Raw genomic sequence first — 17,219 nt, forward strand, 5'->3', positions numbered from 1 at the left:
CATCACATTATTTAACGGAACATTCAAAGCGCAGCTAATTCCTGTAACTCATTTAAATAAAAAGCCGATCTAAATGTTTACTTGATGAAACAGCCTGACTATTATTGCGGCACTGTCCCCTGTCATTCAGCATTCTACAAAAGGTAGTACTCATGTCCTTGATCAACGAATATCGCGCCACCGAAGAAGCCATCAAAGAGCTGCAAGCCCGTCTGAAGAACCTGTCCGAAGACGACAAACTGCAAGCCGAACTGGAATTTGAAGGAAAACTGCGCACGCTGATGGGTGAATACTCCAAGTCCCTGCGTGACATCATCGCGCTGCTGGATCCAGAAGCCAAATCCAAGGCTCCACGCGGCGGCGCAGTGAAAACTACCGGCACCAAGCGTGCACGCAAAGTTAAGCAATACAAAAACCCGCACAACGGTGAAGTCATCGAAACCAAAGGTGGCAACCACAAGACTCTGAAAGAGTGGAAAGCCAAGTGGGGCGGCGACGTGGTTGAAGGCTGGGCGACCCTGCTGGGCTAAGCCGCAACGCCTTCGCAGAGCGATCCGCGAACAAAAGAACGCCAGCTAGCGCTGGCGTTTTTTTATGCCCGTAGTTTATTGTCCGGGCATGTTCGATTTCACAGATTCAAACGTTTGCGTAATGCCTGGACATAATTCTGCCAGTCATTGAGCACCTCTCGCTGCATCGGTGACGCACTAACCGACCATTGCTCTGCCGCCTCGATAAATGACTGCACGGTATTCGGCGCACCTGCCTCAGGTTGCGTAAGGCGCTGCTGACAAAATAATTTCCAGCGCTCTTGCTCGGCCACGTCCAGGGTGTCCGGAAAGTTGCGTGCTCGATATCGAAAAAGTAATTCAGGCAAACGTTCATCATCGAAAGGCCACTGCTCTTGCGCCAACTGCGCAGGATCCGCCGTTCGAACTTGTTCGCATAAACGACGATCACGATCACCGATAAATCCATCGTACAACTGCTGCTCGGGATCTTCGCTGGGAGTGAAATCTTCGCTGGCATAAATCGCCGCGACTTTATCTTTCCAGACTTGTTGTGCGTCAGTTAGTCGCACTGCCCGCTCATGATAAAGCGCCATGTCCAGCCCAAGGCGCTGCTGGTCTTGTGCGCGCAATACCGCCAGCGGCGCTACAACCGGGCAGCGATTGATATGAATCAGTTTGAGCGGCACCGGCAACTCACCTTCGGCCAACTCATCGCGACGGGTATAAAGACGCTGACGCAAGGCTTGCGCATCGAGGTCCAGCAACCCCTGCGGATCAAGATGCAGATCACAGACGATCAAGGCGTTGCGATTTTTCGGGTGCCAGGCCAGCGGCAACACCACGCCGACATAACTGCGTGCCGCCGAGAAACGCCCGGACACATGCACCAGTGGCTGCAACAGGCGGATCTGATCCATCACCTCCTGTTTGCTGCGCAACTGGAACAGCCACTCGTAGAGCTTGGGTTGTTTCTCGCGAATCAGCCGCGCCAACGCGATGGTGGCGCGCACATCCGATAGCGCCTCGTGAGCGTGCCCGTGATCGATATTGTTGGCCGCCGTCAGGCGTTCGAGCTTGAGGGTCACGCGGCCTTCATCATCGGTCGGCCAGACCAGACCATCGGGGCGCAATGCGTAAGCGGCGCGCACCACATCAATCAGATCCCAGCGACTGTTGCCACCCTGCCATTCACGGGCATAGGGGTCGAAGAAATTGCGATACAGGCTGTAGCGGGTCATTTCGTCGTCGAAACGCAAGGTGTTGTAACCGGCGCCACAGGTCCCCGGTGCGGCCAGTTGCGCATGTACGCGAGTCATGAAGTCGGCTTCGCTCAGGCCTTTTTCAGCGAGCTGGCCCGGGGTGATGCCGGTGATCGCGCACGCCGCCGGGTGCGGCAGGATGTCCTCGCTGGGCTGGCAATAGAGATTGACCGGCTCGTCGATTTCGTTGAGCGCGTGGTCAGTGCGAATCCCGGCCACCTGCAGCGGTCGATCGTTGCGCGGATTGATGCCAGTGGTTTCGTAGTCGTACCAGAAGATTGAAGTCACGGGCGAATCCTGAACAGAAGATCGGCGAAGTCTAGGCGTTTCAGGGTTGCCACGGCCAGCCTGGTCGCCCTCGAACAGCAATTTCTCCAGATTCCTACAACTGGAATGCATTGCCCTTGTGGGAGCGAGCCTGCTCGCGAAGGCTTTCCGTCAGTTGCACATAGGCTGACTGATCCACCACATTCGCGTGCAGGCTCGCTCCCACACCCGAGAGGCTGCTAGCATCAGGCGCACTTGCCCCCCGAACAGGCGAACATCAGGTAGCCCATGCTCGAGCCCACAGCACCGCGAAGGAAAGCACCGCTGGATACGCGCCATCAGGTCGAAACGCCGGAAGGCATCGACCTGCCACTGCGCCCCGCCGGGCTGATGGTGCGCGCCGTGGCGTTTGCCATTGATCTGGGCATTCGCGGCTTGATCCTCGGTGTGCTGTTTATCGCACTGGCGTTTCTCGGCAAGCTCGGCATGGGCCTCGGTTCCTTGCTGCTGTTTGCCATCAGCTGGTGGTACATGGTGCTGTTCGAGGTGCTGCGTCAGGGCCGTTCGCCGGGTAAGCAATGGCTGGGTTTGCGCGTGGTGCACGATGACGGCACGCCGATCGGCTGGCCGGCCTCGCTATTGCGCAACCTGCTGCGCTTTGTCGATCTACTGCCCTTCGGCTATTTCCTCGGTGCGCTCAGTTGCCTGCAACACCCGACCTTCAAACGCCTCGGCGACATTGCCGCCGGCACCTTCGTGGTTTACAGCGAACGCCCGCTGAGCCGCCCGCAACTGCCTGACGCTGAACCTCGCCGCAGCCCCGTTCCGCTGACCTTGAGCGAACAACGCGCGGTACTCGGTTTCGCCGAGCGTCAGGCCGAGCTCTCTCCCGCACGGGTCAACGAGCTGGCGGCATTGCTGGCGCAGCCGTTGCACATCTCTGCGCCCAAAGCCGTGTCTGAACTCAACGGCATCGCGCGCGGCCTGTTGGGGCCGAGCGCATGAAGCAGAGCCTGTTCGAAAGTCGCCACAAGGCCGAATGGGAGCGCTTCGCCGTGGCGCTCGAACGCCTGGAAAAAGGCAAGGAGACAGCGCAAGTCAGCGATTTTCCCAAGGCCTATCGGCGTCTCTGCCAACATCTGGCTCTGGCCCAGGCGCGCGGCTACAGCAGCTTTCTGATCGATACGTTGCAACAACAAGTACTGCGCGGCCATCAACAGCTCTATCGGCATCGCAGTCGGCTCGGGGCGCAAATCATCAGCTTTATCCTCGCCGACTTCCCGCGACTGGTGCGCGAACAGTGGCGTTTCGTTGCGGCCGCCAGCCTGTTGTTCTTCGGCAGCCTGATCGGTTTTGGCGTGCTGGTTTATCTGTTCCCGGAACTGATCTACAACCTGATCCCGGCCGAGCAGGTGCGCGAGATGCAAGGCATGTACGACCCCGTTGCCGGCCACCTCGGCCGCTCGGCGGAACGTGCGGCCAGCGAAGACTGGGTAATGTTCGGCTATTACGTGATGCACAACACGGGCATCGCCTTTCAGACGTTCGCCAGCGGTTTGCTGATGGGCGTGGGCAGCGGTTTTTTCCTGCTTTACAACGGCATGATCATCGGCGCGGTGGCCGGGCATCTCAGCGAGATCGGTTTCGGCCAGACCTTCTGGTCGTTCGTGATCGGTCACGGTGCGTTCGAACTGAGCGCCATTGCCCTCGCCGGCGCGGCGGGCCTCAAGCTGGGCTGGGCGCTGATCGCCCCCGGACGTCTGACATGGGGCGAGGCGCTGCGTCTGGCCGCACGCAAAAGCGTGTTGCTGGTGTGTGGGGCGATGTTGTTCCTGTTGATCGCAGCATTCATCGAGGCTTATTGGTCGTCGAAAACCAGTGTCACGCCGCTGACCAAATACGCCGTCGGCGCCGCGCTGTGGCTGACCGTCGCGGTGTATCTGCTATTTGCCGGAAGGATTCGTCATGCGCCTGAGTGACGCCAGCGTAGTGATCCGCCCGCGCACGACCTGGGAAGCCATGGACCTGGGCGTGTTGATGAGCCAGCAGCATCGCCGGTTGTTGATGACCAGTTGGGCGATCGTCACCCTGCCGCTGTTCGCCCTGCTCAGCCTGTTGCTGTGGGATTGGCCATCACTGGCGGTGTTCATTTTCTGGTGGCTGAAACCGGCCTACGAACGCCTGCCGCTGTACATCCTCTCCAAAGCGCTGTTCGGTGAAACGCCAACCCTCAGACAAGCCTTGCGCGAGTGGCCGCGCCTGCTCAAGCCGCAACTGCTGGCCAGTCTGACCTGGCGACGGCTGAGTCTGAGTCGCAGCTTTGTGCTGCCGGTGACGCAACTCGAAGGCCTGAATGGCGAGGCCAGACAACAACGTCTGCAGGTGCTGCTGCAACGCAACGGTGGCGCCGCGCAATGGCTGACGATTATCGGCGTGCATCTGGAAACCGCACTGTGGATCGGCTTGATGCTGCTGTTCTACATGCTCTTGCCGCAGCAGATCGAAACCGACTGGGACTGGCAGTCGCTGCTGCTCGCCGCCGATCAGGACTGGCGCTGGCTGGAGCACCTGACCAACGTTTTTTATGCGCTGATCCTGGTGGCCTGGGGACCGGTGTATGTCGCCTGCGGCTTCAGCCTGTACCTGAACCGTCGCACGCAACTGGAAGCCTGGGACATCGAGCTGGTTTTCCGCCGTTTGCGCCAGCGTTTGAACAGCAGCGTGCTCGGTGTGTTGCTGGCGGCGTGTCTGCTGCTGCCGAACCTGCAACCGGTATGGGCCAGCGATACGCCGGATGCTCCACGGTTGCTCAATCAGCCGCTGACCAGTCAGGCATCGCGCGACAGCATCCAGTCGCTGCTCGAACAACCGCCGTTCAAGAACAAGGAAAGCGTCACCCGCTATCGTTTCGGAGACGACCCGGCAAGCCCGGCCAAGGACGCGCAACCGGGTGAGGCTCCGCAGTGGCTGAAAACCCTTCTCGGTTGGCTCGACGGTCGACACCTTGATGCCTTGGCGAACGTGATTGAAGTGCTGTTGTGGGGCGCGCTGATTGCCGCGCTGGGCTGGCTGGTCTGGCGTTATCGCGAATTTCTCCGGGCCTTCGTCAGTCGTCGCCCGAACCTGCCCTCGCGCAGCAAACCACCGGCGCCGCCACACGTCTTCGGGCTGGATCTGAACCGTGAAACCCTTCCCGATGACATCGCCGCCAGTGCCGAACAATTGTGGCTGAGCGAACCTCGCGCCGCGCTGGGCCTGCTCTATCGCGGCCTGCTCAGCCATCTGCTGCATGATTTCAACCTGACGCTCAAAGCCGCCGACACCGAGAGCCAGATCCTCAACCGCATCGAGCAATTGCAACGCCCGGACCTGCTCGCCTACAGCCGCAACCTCACTGTTCACTGGCAGAACATGGCCTACGGGCACCGACTTCCAGCCGCGCACCTGCAAGCAGAGCTGTGTAACGGCTGGCGTGAATTGTTCAGCAAAGGGTCCGGGCATTGAACCGGCGCATTGGCGGGTCGTTGGCTGCGCTGGCGTTTTTGCTGCTTGGCGGCTTGAGTCTGTTCCTCTACCTCAAAGCCCGCCCTTATCAGGAAGTCATCGATCACGGCCCCTCGCCTGCCGCGCAAGCCAATCCTTATCTTGCGGCAGAAATGTTCCTGAGCGAGCGCGGCCTCGCGGTCAGCCACGCCGAGACCTTGACGGTGCTGCCGCAGATTGATCCGCACAGCCACACCTTGTTGTTGTTCGGCGAGCGCGCACGGATGACGCCGCGTGAAGTCGATCAGGTGCTGAACTGGACTCGCGCCGGAGGACGTCTGGTGTTCGTCGCCGAATCGTTGTGGGATGCGCAAACCGGGCAAAGCAATGATCTGCTGCTCGACAAGGTGCAACTGCACCAATCGCTGAGCAAGGACTTGAAAGATCCTCCCGAGGACGGGGAAAAGGACCGCTTCCCGAAACTGACCAAACTGTATCTGGAAGATGAAGACGCGCCGGCCTACGCCGGTTTCGACACCGACTTCCACCTCGACGACCCGAATAATGTCGCGCAAGCCTGGGCCAACAGCGCCAAGGCCACGCACATGATGCAACGGGTGTACGGCCTCGGCACGGTCACCGTGGTCACCGATGCCGAGCTGTGGAAAACCCCGGCTATCGGCAAATACGACAACGCCTGGCTGCTCTGGTATCTGAGCGCCGACACCGACGTCACGCTGATTTACAACACCGCACACGATGGTCTGTGGACGTTGCTCTGGCGCTACTTTGCGCAGGCCATTGTCGCCCTGCTCGCCTTGATCGGTCTGTGGTTGTGGCAGGCGAGCGTGCGCCACGGGCCGGTGCAAATGCCCGCGCCAGCGGGTCGCCGTCAACTGCTGGAGCATCTGCGCGCCAGCGCCGATTTCCTCCTGCGCCACAACGGCCAGCAGGCGCTGCTCCAAGCCTTGCAACAAGACATCCTGCGCCGCGCGCGCCGCCGCCATCCCGGTTTCGATCAATTGAATGTGGCCGAACAATGGCTGGCGTTATCGCGCCTGACCCGGCAACCCACCCGCGCCATCAGCCAGGCCCTGAGCCCACGACCGAAGCAGCGTTTGTCCAGCGCCGAATTCAGCCGTCAGGTCGCTCATCTGCAAACCTTGAGGAACGCGTTATGACTGAACAGATCGAGCCCGGCAGCGCGACGCACGCCGCCCAGCAGCGCCAGCGTGCCAGCCAGTTGGCGCAAGCGGTGCGCAACGAATTGAACAAGGCGCTGATTGGCCAGGATGCGGTGGTCGACGCTGTCCTGACCGCGCTGATTGCCGGCGGCCACGTGCTGCTCGAAGGCGTGCCCGGCCTGGGCAAGACCTTGCTGGTGAGGGCCTTGGCTCGTTGCTTCGGCGGCGAGTTCGCGCGCATCCAGTTCACCCCGGACCTGATGCCCAGCGACGTCACCGGTCACGCCGTGTATGACTTGCAGACCGAGCAGTTCAAGCTGCGCAAAGGACCGCTGTTCACCAACCTGCTGCTGGCCGACGAGATCAACCGCGCCCCGGCGAAAACCCAGGCGGCGTTGCTCGAAGCCATGCAGGAGCGCCAGGTGACACTCGAAGGTCGCGCCCTGCCCATCGCGCAACCGTTCATGGTGCTGGCGACGCAGAATCCGATCGAACAGGAAGGCACCTATCCACTGCCGGAAGCCGAGCTTGACCGCTTCATGCTCAAGGTGCGCATGGATTACCCCGACGCCGATCAGGAGCTGAACATGGTCCGTCAGGTCTGTCGCTCGACCCGCGCCGACATGCTCGATGTGCAACCGCTGCGCACGGTGTTGCAAGCCAAGGATGTTCAAGCCTTGCAGCGCATCGCCAGTGACTTGCCGCTGGACGATCAGGTCCTCGATTACGCCGTGCGCCTGGCGCGCAGCACGCGATCCTGGCCGGGGCTGACCCTCGGCGCCGGGCCACGCGCCTCGATTGCATTGGTTCGCTGTGCCCGTGCCCGGGCGTTGTTGCGCGGCGGCGAGTTTGTAATCCCGGATGACATCAAAGGCTGCGCGCTGGCGGTGTTGCGTCATCGCGTGCGCATCGCGCCGGAGCTGGATATCGAAGGCCTGCAGGTCGATCAGGTGCTCACGCAATTGCTCGATCAAGTGCCGGCGCCGCGCCTGTGAAACCGTCTCGGCTGCTGCTGATCTGGCTGGCCCTGCTGGTGGTTGTCAGTATCGTGCTCGGCGCGTTGCAGGCGTTGCAGATCGACCTCCCGTCCAGCCTGATTTCGATCAACTGGGGTTTGCTCCTGGCGCTGCTGGCCTTGGCGGTGATCGACGCTGTGCGCCTCAGACGCCTGCCCTCGCCGCGCATCAAGCGACAGATGCCCGGCAGCCTGGCATTGGGGCGCTGGGCGGAGGTGAAGCTGGAGGTGGCCCATGAATTTGCCGAGCCACTGGCCATTGGACTCTTCGACCACGTTCCCGACGGCCTGGCGTTTGAACATCTGCCGATGCTTGTCGAGCTTCAACCCGGCCATGTCAGCCAGATCAGCTACCGTCTGCGCCCTCTCGAACGCGGGCATTTCAGCTTCGAACAGTGCGAAGTCAACCTGCCCAGCCCTTTGGGATTATGGTCCGGCAAACGCCTGCTCAGCGTCCGCGACGAGACCCGCGTCTTCCCGGACTTCGCCCGGCTTTACGGCGGCGAGTTGCGCGCCGTCGACAACTGGCTCAGCCAGCTCGGCGTGCGCCAGCGACAACGTCGCGGTCAGGGTCAGGAATTCCATCAGTTGCGCGAATTTCGCGAGGGCGACAGCCTGCGCCAGATCGACTGGAAAGCCACCGCCCGTCAGCGCACACCGATTGCCCGCGAGTACGAAGACGAAAGAGATCAGCAGATCATTTTCATGCTCGACTGCGGCCGGCAGATGCGCAGCCAGGACGGTGAGCTGTCGCACTTCGATCACGCGCTCAATGCCTGCCTGTTACTCAGTTATGTGGCGTTGCGCCAAGGGGATGCGGTGGGCATGAGTACCTTTGCCGGTGATAAGCCGCGCCATGTCGCGCCGGTCAAAGGCAGCGGCCAACTGAATGTCTTGCTCAACGCTGTTTATGACCTTGGGAGCACTCAGCGCCCCGCCGATTATCAGGCTGCCGCCAACCAGCTATTGGCCCGCCAAAAGCGTCGGGCGCTGGTAGTGCTGGTAACCAATTTGCGCGATGAAGACGAGCAACTGCTGGCCGCAGTCAAACGCCTGAGCGCACAACATCGGGTGCTGGTGGCGAGCCTGCGTGAACAGGCGTTGGATACATTGCGCCAGACCACGGTGCAAACGTTGCCCGAGGCACTCGCCTACTGCGGCACCATCGATTTTCTCAATGCCCGCTCGCAACTCCATGAGCGGCTGACTGCTCATGGCGTTGCAGTGATGGATGTTCGGCCCGCCGAGTTGGGGGCCGGACTGGTGACAAGTTACATGAGCTGGAAAAAGACCGCTGCGATCTGACAGCTTCGATCAGTTGGTGACTGCAACATACACAGCGCCGCTGTCCGAAGTGCCGTCGCTGTTTTCTACTTTGACGACCAGCGAAATCTGCTCCGTAAGGTTCATCGGCCGCCAGTGAGCCTGGTATCGCCCTTTGTGATCGGTAAACGACTCAGTGAACGGTGCTCCATTAGTGGAAACAAGGATTTTCCGTCTGGGCATGGGCTCTCGCCCCTCCTTGGCCACAATCAGCGCGGTCATGGAGACGTAGGTCTGCAAGGGAACCGGATTAGGCGACGCAACAACGGATTCCACCGCTGCTGGACACTCAGTGACGGTCAACCAGAGCGTTTTTACCACCCAGCCAGCCAAACCACCCTTTACCGACGCCCGCAATGCAGCCTCGCCTGCTCCTCCCAAGACAATGCGCGCCGTTGCCTTGCCTTCGGCATCCGTCAGGGTTGTCGGCAGCGAGGTGCGGTCGTACTCCCACATCACTTCGACATTGGCCAAGGGTTGCGCGGTACTGGCTGAAACGACCAGGACTTGCGCGGTCATCACCTGCCCCGGATACCCGCTCGGATCAGCGCTGATCAGTTCCTTGATCTCCCGGGGCTCGTGCAGCAAAAACGGTAAAGAAATCGATTCCGAATACAGCGCATCGCCCACCGTAGCGGTCAGTTGCGCCGCACCCGGTGTTGTCGGCACAAACCGTATCCGCGCTTCACCGTAGAAGTTGGTAGTGGTGGTCACCTCACCAAGGTCCGGACTGCACCAGACAACCTTCATCCCCACCATTGGTCTGCCACTGATGCCCGACACAATGGTGATCTGCTCAGATACAGCCTCGCCCCAAAACAGCGTCTGACTGCTGCGCGAACGATCCGCAATTTTTACCACCTGCGCGCCTTGCCCCAGCGACATTGCAATAACCGGAGAAAGCCTGGCCAACCGCGCCGAGGAAAAGCGCAGGCCGAAACGCCCGTCCTTGAGGTCGCCCGCGTTGAACCGATAGGTCATTCCAGCGCTCGAGAAAAGCCTGGGGTCACCCAGACGTGGCTCCTCGAAGCGCATGCCCAATTCCGCCGGCCCGGTGCCGGTCATGCCCAGTGTCAGGTGCTGGTCAAACAACGCGCTGCCCGCCGGGGCACTCACGCGCAATTGGTGCTGCCCCTTGCGCCGAGGGAACTCAGCGCTTTGACCCAGTGGCTGAAACGGTTGGGAGTCGAAACTGTATTCAAATCCGGCCCAGGGATCCCCTTCCAGCGCTAGAACCTTCATGGTTCGGCGCTCTTCAAAACGGTCATAAGGGCTGATAACCGCCGCTGTCACCACATGCTCACCTGCGGTGGATGGCGCAAAGGGAAAACCACTCCAGCCGTCGGCAGCCGTCCTGTGCTCTTCGGTGCTGCCGTCGCCTGTCCATTGAACAGGCACTTGATCCAGAGCGAGGTCGGGACGATAAGGGGAGCGTACCTTCAGCCACATCCACGCAGGATCCTGCCCAATGACCGGATCCACCGCAGATGCACGGGCGTCTTCGATAGTGATTTTATTGTGGCCCAGGGTCATCGTATTGATGTCGCTGAAACCATGGGTATCGATAACGAACCGAAGTGCGAAGACACCGGGTTTGGTACTTTTTGAACAGTCCAGCGTCCAGATAAACCCGCTGTCATCCACAAAATTTTCGCTTCCGCGGGGTGGACTCAATTCGATTCCGAGCTCTGCCGCCGGGCTTCCACTCCATACCAGATCCATGGCAATACCCACTAAAGGGCTTAGCGCATTGGTGCGGAAGATATAGCGATGTACAGCGCCGATACACGGAAAGAGTGGCTGGCCCCTGAGATCGGTCATCTGATCCAGGACCACGGTCATTTCTTCATGGAGGTCAGGTGATAACAGTCGGCAAGAAAAATCCTTGTTCGTGAGAATGTCGGTGCGCAAACTCACCTCGAAAATACTGCTGGTACTTTCGATACGATCAGAGCTGAACAACCAACTCAAATCTTCCCCTTCGCGCAATATTCTCGGTACGTCAAGGTCGCTCACCGCCAGACCGTTCTCTGGATTTTCGTTCCGCCATCCGAGCGTAATTGCCTCGCCAATCAACGGGCTGCCCGCTAATGCCCGGACCGTCAGGATATGCCTCTGGCCGCGCTTGCATGCGATTCCGTCATGGGCAATCGGAACGGCATCAAACGTGATGCTGACCTTGTCCTTCCATTCGTCTCGTGCAAACGCCGTGACCGAAAATGAGTGTTCATCTGCCGGTCCGCCTTCGTAGGCACTCACACTGGCGGTAATCGTCTCGTTGCTCAAAGCCGTCAACGGTCGGTAATACAGGCTGGCCCAGCCCCCACTGCCGGTACGAGACTCGACAATGCCCTCGGGGGTTTGCCAGTCGACGATCGCATCAATCACTGGCTCACCGGCACCTTTGTCAGTGACATGCACCACCTGCACCCGCATCAACGTCTTTTCGGAGTCCTCGACAACCGGTGAAATATTCGGGCCGCGCGTGTCAGCGATTCTGACCCTGTTGCGCGCCAGCGACATGGGTTTACGCGGCGATGGCAGTAACAGCTTCGAGCAGACCAATGACAGTTCGAAGCGACCGTCCAGCCAGTCCTCGCAGGCCAGCGTCCAGAGACTATCGTCCCCATCGAAAGCGACCGGTTGCTGGAGTGGCGGGTTGACCGTGACCTTCAGCTCTTCATGCCCGACGCCGCTCCAGTGCAGCGATAGATCAGTCGCCAGCAAAGGGCTGTCGGCGGGCAAGCGCACAATGAAGGGGTAATCAGTGCCACGATTGGGATAACCGGTCGCGCTCCACAGGGTTACCTGCGATTCGACAACGCAACGCAAGTCCATCCAGGGATCGGTCGCCAGCACCGTGACCGAAAACTCGAGAGTCACCTCGCCACTAGGGTAATAAGGACTGTCGACCGAAGCTGTGAGGACGAAATCGCCTGCTTGCTCAGGAACGAAATCGAAGTAGACCAAGCCTTGTTCATCAGTGATGCTGGTGCCCAGCACACCTTGCCCGGCAGTCGTCCACCTGACTTCCCGGCCATCAAGCGCCTGACTGGTGTAGTAAGAGAGAACCTGCACACCCAAACGGACGCTTTGCGCATACTCCAGGACCGGGTAATAAGCCGCGCACTGTACTTCGCGAAGCGCTAATCGATGATGCCCCAACGATACGTCAATCGTGTAAGGCTCGGCGTTGTACTGGTTCACCAGACTTATCGTGAAGTCATGAGCCTTTTCCTCCTGCATATCCGGGCAATCGAGCGACCACTGCGACAATAGCGGTTGATAGGCGCCCCAGTCGGGGGTCGCCTTGACGGACTCCATCGGGTTGCCGTGAATGATCAATGCGATATTCGTATCCAGCCAGGCGCTGCCGTCTGCCGGAATAAAAGACAGGCCGTGGGGAATGAACAGAGAGTCATTCGGGTCATCGCCAAGGGAAGCGCCCAGGCAAAGGTATAACGTCTGGCCTGGTGGCAGATCTTCGCTATCCAGTCGCACCGTCTGCAGTTGCAGCGGTTCAAGCTTCAGTTGCAGGTCGATTCGAGTGATGCAGATTGCCGAACGATTGTCGCCCGTGTTGTCAGGGACACCGCTGACCTCGAAGCTCAATGCGTCATCGCTCACGAATTCCAATTGATCCAGCGACCGTTGATACGCGCGCGGCTTGAATTCAAGCGGCTGTCCCGCCAGCCGTCGGGCGTTTTCGAGCTCCGGATTCCGACCTTCTTGCGCCGTGAGCTCGATGCTCATCAACACTTCACCGCGCTTGCGGATGTGCAACCAGCCCGATTCGCCCGACCATGAAACGCCGGGCCGCAGTTCACATAGAAACGTCAGTTCGTAACCGGCTTGTGCACCGGGGGTTTTGGGAGCTTTGACTTCCTGTGTGGCCGAAGCCCCGACACCGACCTCCATGAAATTGACTAACTCGCCATCATAAAACTCGCTCGCCAGGCCAACCCTACCGCTGGTACGCCACTCTTTGAGTCGATCATTGAAGTCACCATTGAGCAGCAGGCTTTCATTTTTTTGCACGACGGGCTCATTCATGATCGCTGGCTCCGTTGCGTTGGCGCGCCAGATAGGTGTTTTCAGCCTCGGTCACCAGGTCTGTGACCTTTTGGACGTACGTCGGCTCGCCGGCCTTGATGGAGTACCGCACGCGAAGAATGATATTGGTCAAGGATTTGAGCATTGCAGCTTGCGGCTGATTAAGCGGGCGAGGAAAACTCAGCCGCCAATGGGAAACGGCACCCGTGTATTCAAACGGGTTGAGCAATCCTTCGTCGGGTTTCTGGTGGGTCTGGCCATTATCGCCAAGCCCGACCGACAAAACGATCTGCTGACCGCTACGCAGGTTGAACAGCAGATCGCCAGGTGCGATTGCGGTGGGGTTATGCAAATACTGCACAGACTGTGTGGTCGGTCGGGTCGCGGTCACGCTACTGATCTGCTGCAACGTTGCCCGCACATCCTCGTAGGGACCGGCCAGCACAGGCAGATCGACTTCCACCGAACTGATCTGCCGGCAGAAATGGCCAGGATGATCACGGTCGAACAACAACTGGGTCAGTCTGAACTCCAACACACCTGTTGCCATCAATTGCGCGTGTGCATCTGCCCAGCTGGCTATGCCCTCTTGAGGCTCGATTCTGTCGTCGTACAACTGCTGCAAGGAAATGGTTTTGATCAGTTCCGGCCGCCGCTCGTAGCTTTGCAAGCGCCTGCGCTCCTGGTCCAGCAGGTACATATGCAGTTGTTCACCCGAGCCCAGACCATAACGGTGATCGAGCCAGGCCTGAGGCAAAGGGACGGGGGCATCATAATCCCCGGTTTCGGCAGCCAGTGAAGCCTGAGCACTGAGGCACAGGCTGACGACTGCGTCGTACGCCTGATAGTGCAGAGCCTTGAGCTGGCCAAGCATCCAGCCGAACAGCTCGGCATTGCTCGCGCGTTTTTTAAGGAAGTTGTACATGGTCAACGCTTGGCTGTTAGCCCTGAGCGTCTGTTCAAGGCTGGACCTCGCCGCGCTGACCGCATGGCTTTGCGCTTCGATCTGCGCATCGATTGCGCCCACCTCCGCCAGCGCCTGATCGCGTTGCAGCGCCCACTCACTGCGGCGACGGCGATAACCTTCAGTGGTGGCCTGTCGATCGGCGTCGATTTGCAGCAGTGACGAAGAAACCTCCAGGCCGAAAGCCACCGCATCGAAAGTGTGTTCGGGTTTGAAGCCACCGTTGGAAGTACCATAGATTTTTGGCAACGCCGCGATGACGCCCCCTGCCACCCTGACAACTTTGGCCTGCAGTGCTGATGTCTTCGACTGCTGCAGACTGGCCATGACCTGATACTCGATCGGCGAAACGTTTTCGCTGTAACGCATTGCATAGGCGTCGGCCCGGTCCTGCGCCATTGCCCGACTCTGCTTCAGCGCTGTGACATTCGCCTCCAATTGGGCGATGGATTGTTCCTGTACCGTTTCGGCATAGCGACCCAGCTCGAGCAAATGGTTCTGCTGCGATTCTTCCTGCTCGGCACGGTCGCGTTGCTCGAGCAGACGCAGCACCAGACTGCCGAAATCCCGCAGGCTCTGTACCCCGCGCAACGCGACTTCGAACGTGACCCGCCAGCGATACGCATTGACCACCAGGCGCCCGCCCATCGGTCTGGGCCCGGCCGCGCTACCAGCGGCCAGATCGCGGAGCAATTGCCTGGGATCGGTCATCGGGCTGAACAGCAACACGTCCAGCGGCTTGCCATCGATCGTGAGATTGTTGCGCAGGTTATCAAGGCGTTGCTGCGGCTTTGCGAACAGGTCGAGCAGCGATTGATTGATCGGAATTCTGAAAGGTTCGCAGGCCAACAAACCCAGGATCGGCGGGGTGTCGGAAGCGATCGGGTAATCTGCCAGGTTGAAATCCAGCGTTTGTTCAAGCGCTTCAAGCAGGGGTCGCGATTCGCAATTGTCCAAGAGGTTTTCCACGGTGTCGGTCTGCCAACGAGTCGCTGTGTCGGCGGTGGGCGCCTTGCCCATCAGAAACCCGGCCTGGACATAGCAAAGCTTGGCGGCCACCAGACTGTCACGGGTCAATTGTCGGTAATACCAATCGCCCCACGCCATCAGGTTTTCTACGTAGTCGGTGAACATCAGGATCTGAAAATGTGCGGGTGCGGCATAGCCAATGGCATCCGGATCGAGGGGATTCTGGATTTCCCACCCTGGATTGCCCGGCGCTGTTGCGATATCCAGAGGCCGGCAACGCCAATACGCCGGTTTCGGGTTCGCGATCGGAACCGGCGGATTGGCCGGATCTGCGGTGGCCTGTGGATCGAATACGTAATGCAGCCAGCTCTGCGCTTCCTGAAAGCGTTCTTCGTCGCGCAACCGGGTGGCGATCAAATGCGGCAGGTGAAAAAACAGCTCCCAGAAGTTCAGACCATTGGCACCGTCGAAGGCACCATTGGGTGGTTCAACGAACTCTGCGCCGATCGGCGACGGTTCGCGAATGAACTGGTTGGACCAGTCCAGCACGGCGTCCACGGAAATATTCGAGCATCTCACCAGTTCCGAGCCAAACAAGGAATTGAGCCGAATGAATTTCAACGCCAGTCCAGTTTGATTGAATGAAAGAAACTGTGCCCCGTCGGTACTGTTCTTGTGCAGAGCTGGCGGGACGAAATCCATGAGATCGACAATCGTCAGGTCGAACTCTTTCTGTCCTGTCGGGGAAGTGGGAGAGGCGAATGAAAAAATGACTGGCGTGGGCCAGGTGCCTTTCGTCCGCGAGGAAGTCCACGACTGAGTTACCCAGCCCCCGCCTGCATCCTGTTCTTCGAGGATCGGCGGCGGGTCACTATCAGAAGGCAGACCTGCAATTTGCAGCTCCATTTTCAACCGAGCGCTGTCCAGGCCCGTGGGGCTGCAAAAACCCTGCACCGTCAGCACATCTTTGTCATCCGCGCGCGTTGCCATAACGTGCAGGTCGAGATAGGGCGTCAGGGAACCATGGGTCTGTATGCGAGTGACAACAGTCACCTGACTGTTCAGTGGGTGCTGAACCGTATCGTTGCTGACAAATCGCTCCTCAAGCGCCAGATCCAGCCATGCGCCACCGTCCAGAAGGGGGCGCATCAGAACGTCGTAGACACCATGCACCCGCAGACTGCCGGATGGCGAAGATAGGTTGCCCGTCAGTAAAATCCCCAACTTGCCCTTCGGATTCAGATAATCGACCTGCACCGTCGCAATCAGTCTGGAGCTCGCCAAACCCTCGTCCTTGTGTTCTGAACTGTGCACACACAACGGCGCAGACCACTGCCCGTTCTGCTTCATGAATGCCAGATTGATCACCAGTTTGCTCGGGCTGAGCGACTCCGCTGCGCTCGCGACTACCGCGTCGCGCCATTCGGCCCAGACCACACACAACCGGCCATTCCAGAACACCGGGCGGATATCCAGCACCTGATCGGCGGTCGGGATTTCCACGGCCTGCCATTCACTCCAGACCGCCGGATTGACCGAAACGCTGGTTGCGCCCAGTTCGATCTCGGCCTTGCGCCAGAAATACTGAAACGGCTGCACCCGCTGCCGCCCCAGAAAGTAGTAATCAGCTTTGGCCGGTGTCACGCCGTCCATGAAACAGCTGATCACATCGAGATCGCAGACTTGTTCGAATGCCTGCAAATAATCCTGCAGCGCCGCCTGCACGGTATCTTTGTCCAGACGGGCCTGGTTCAGGTTGTTTTCCAGATTCTTGAACAGACTGGTTTTGCGCAATCGCACCGATGGAACGATGAAGTTTTCCGCATAGCATGAAATCTGGTGGGGCACGGTCCAGTCGGGATAATTGCTGAAAATCTCCCATTCGCGCAGATGACGCTTGTCGAACTCGTGATCCCGGAATCCTGGTTCCAGCTTTCGATACACCGCATGGATGTACTGCTGCACACAACTTATCGCTTCGGCAACTCTGGAACTCTTGACCTGATAAGTATCCAGAGGATCCATGCGCAGCAATTCAAACAAGTCTTCAGGTGTTTTCAGAAAAGGGTATTTATCATTGGCCACTTGACCGATGCAGTATTCAAGAAGTGCCGAGCGACGTTTTTCCAGCAGCCCGCCAATATTACTCAGTGCCATGATCTTGCTCCTTGGAATATGGCCCGGGGAAAA

10 protein-coding genes are annotated in these 17,219 nt (G+C 59.3%); 7 read left to right on the forward strand and 3 right to left on the reverse strand.

The window, feature by feature from the left end:
• Nucleotides 1–152 precede the first annotated feature (152 nt).
• Nucleotides 153–530, forward strand: a complete 378-nt coding sequence (gene mvaT / locus PSH90_RS20505) for a histone-like nucleoid-structuring protein MvaT (RefSeq protein WP_016773476.1) — start codon at nucleotides 153–155, stop codon at nucleotides 528–530.
• Between the two features lie 98 nt (nucleotides 531–628).
• Here the strand turns inward: mvaT and sbcB are convergent, their stop codons facing one another.
• The gene (sbcB, locus tag PSH90_RS20510; RefSeq protein ID WP_305381422.1) at nucleotides 629–2,059 is read right to left on the reverse strand and encodes an exodeoxyribonuclease I; all 1,431 of its coding nucleotides are present in this window, start codon (nucleotides 2,057–2,059) and stop codon (nucleotides 629–631) included.
• A 267-nt stretch (nucleotides 2,060–2,326) separates the two neighbouring features.
• On the opposite strand from sbcB, the gene PSH90_RS20515 reads away from it, so the two are divergent.
• Genes PSH90_RS20515 through PSH90_RS20540 form a run of 6 tightly spaced genes read left to right on the forward strand, consistent with a single transcriptional unit; the run spans nucleotide 2,327 to nucleotide 9,025 of the window.
• A complete protein-coding gene (locus PSH90_RS20515; RefSeq protein ID WP_305381423.1) occupies nucleotides 2,327–3,043 on the forward strand; it encodes an RDD family protein in 717 nt (238 codons plus the stop codon).
• Nucleotides 3,040–4,017: a stage II sporulation protein M gene (locus PSH90_RS20520; protein WP_305381425.1), complete on the forward strand. Its 978-nt coding sequence runs from the start codon at nucleotides 3,040–3,042 to the stop codon at nucleotides 4,015–4,017. The genes PSH90_RS20515 and PSH90_RS20520 overlap by 4 nt, the downstream gene beginning before the upstream one ends.
• On the forward strand, nucleotides 4,004–5,542 hold the full coding sequence (locus PSH90_RS20525; protein ID WP_305381427.1) for a DUF4129 domain-containing protein: 1,539 nt from the start codon (nucleotides 4,004–4,006) through the stop codon (nucleotides 5,540–5,542). Before PSH90_RS20520 ends, PSH90_RS20525 begins: the two co-directional genes overlap by 14 nt.
• The gene (locus PSH90_RS20530) at nucleotides 5,539–6,702 is read left to right on the forward strand and encodes a DUF4350 domain-containing protein (RefSeq protein ID WP_305381428.1); all 1,164 of its coding nucleotides are present in this window, start codon (nucleotides 5,539–5,541) and stop codon (nucleotides 6,700–6,702) included. Before PSH90_RS20525 ends, PSH90_RS20530 begins: the two co-directional genes overlap by 4 nt.
• A complete protein-coding gene (locus tag PSH90_RS20535; protein ID WP_305381430.1) occupies nucleotides 6,699–7,700 on the forward strand; it encodes a MoxR family ATPase in 1,002 nt (333 codons plus the stop codon). The genes PSH90_RS20530 and PSH90_RS20535 overlap by 4 nt, the downstream gene beginning before the upstream one ends.
• Nucleotides 7,697–9,025 (forward strand): DUF58 domain-containing protein, encoded by a 1,329-nt coding sequence (locus tag PSH90_RS20540; RefSeq protein ID WP_305381431.1) that lies wholly within the window; start codon nucleotides 7,697–7,699, stop codon nucleotides 9,023–9,025. Before PSH90_RS20535 ends, PSH90_RS20540 begins: the two co-directional genes overlap by 4 nt.
• A gap of 9 nt (nucleotides 9,026–9,034) precedes the next feature.
• On the opposite strand, the gene PSH90_RS20545 is transcribed toward PSH90_RS20540, so the two are convergent.
• Together PSH90_RS20545 and PSH90_RS20550 are read right to left on the reverse strand one after the other, a co-directional pair.
• Nucleotides 9,035–13,096, reverse strand: coding sequence for an Ig-like domain-containing protein (locus tag PSH90_RS20545; protein ID WP_305381432.1), 4,062 nt, complete (start codon nucleotides 13,094–13,096; stop codon nucleotides 9,035–9,037).
• Complete coding sequence (locus tag PSH90_RS20550) at nucleotides 13,089–17,186, reverse strand: neuraminidase-like domain-containing protein (RefSeq protein WP_305381433.1); 4,098 nt, start codon at nucleotides 17,184–17,186, stop codon at nucleotides 13,089–13,091. Before PSH90_RS20550 ends, PSH90_RS20545 begins: the two co-directional genes overlap by 8 nt.
• Between the last annotated feature and the right edge of the window lie 33 nt (nucleotides 17,187–17,219).

Origin of the sequence: Pseudomonas sp. FP1762 (assembly GCF_030687105.1) — a bacterium.
GTDB classification, from domain to species: Bacteria; Pseudomonadota; Gammaproteobacteria; order Pseudomonadales; family Pseudomonadaceae; genus Aquipseudomonas; species Aquipseudomonas siliginis.

What these genes read in the sequence shown, in the direction of transcription:
- mvaT (WP_016773476.1), top strand. Translation starts at nt 153, where the DNA reads ATGTCCTTGATCAACGAATATCGCGCCACCGAAGAAGCCATCAAAGAG.
- PSH90_RS20515 (WP_305381423.1), top strand. Translation starts at nt 2,327, where the DNA reads ATGCTCGAGCCCACAGCACCGCGAAGGAAAGCACCGCTGGATACGCGC.
- PSH90_RS20520 (WP_305381425.1), top strand. Translation starts at nt 3,040, where the DNA reads ATGAAGCAGAGCCTGTTCGAAAGTCGCCACAAGGCCGAATGGGAGCGC.
- PSH90_RS20525 (WP_305381427.1), top strand. Translation starts at nt 4,004, where the DNA reads ATGCGCCTGAGTGACGCCAGCGTAGTGATCCGCCCGCGCACGACCTGG.
- PSH90_RS20535 (WP_305381430.1), top strand. Translation starts at nt 6,699, where the DNA reads ATGACTGAACAGATCGAGCCCGGCAGCGCGACGCACGCCGCCCAGCAG.
- PSH90_RS20545 (WP_305381432.1), bottom strand. Translation starts at nt 13,096, where the DNA reads ATGAATGAGCCCGTCGTGCAAAAAAATGAAAGCCTGCTGCTCAATGGT.
- PSH90_RS20550 (WP_305381433.1), bottom strand. Translation starts at nt 17,186, where the DNA reads ATGGCACTGAGTAATATTGGCGGGCTGCTGGAAAAACGTCGCTCGGCA.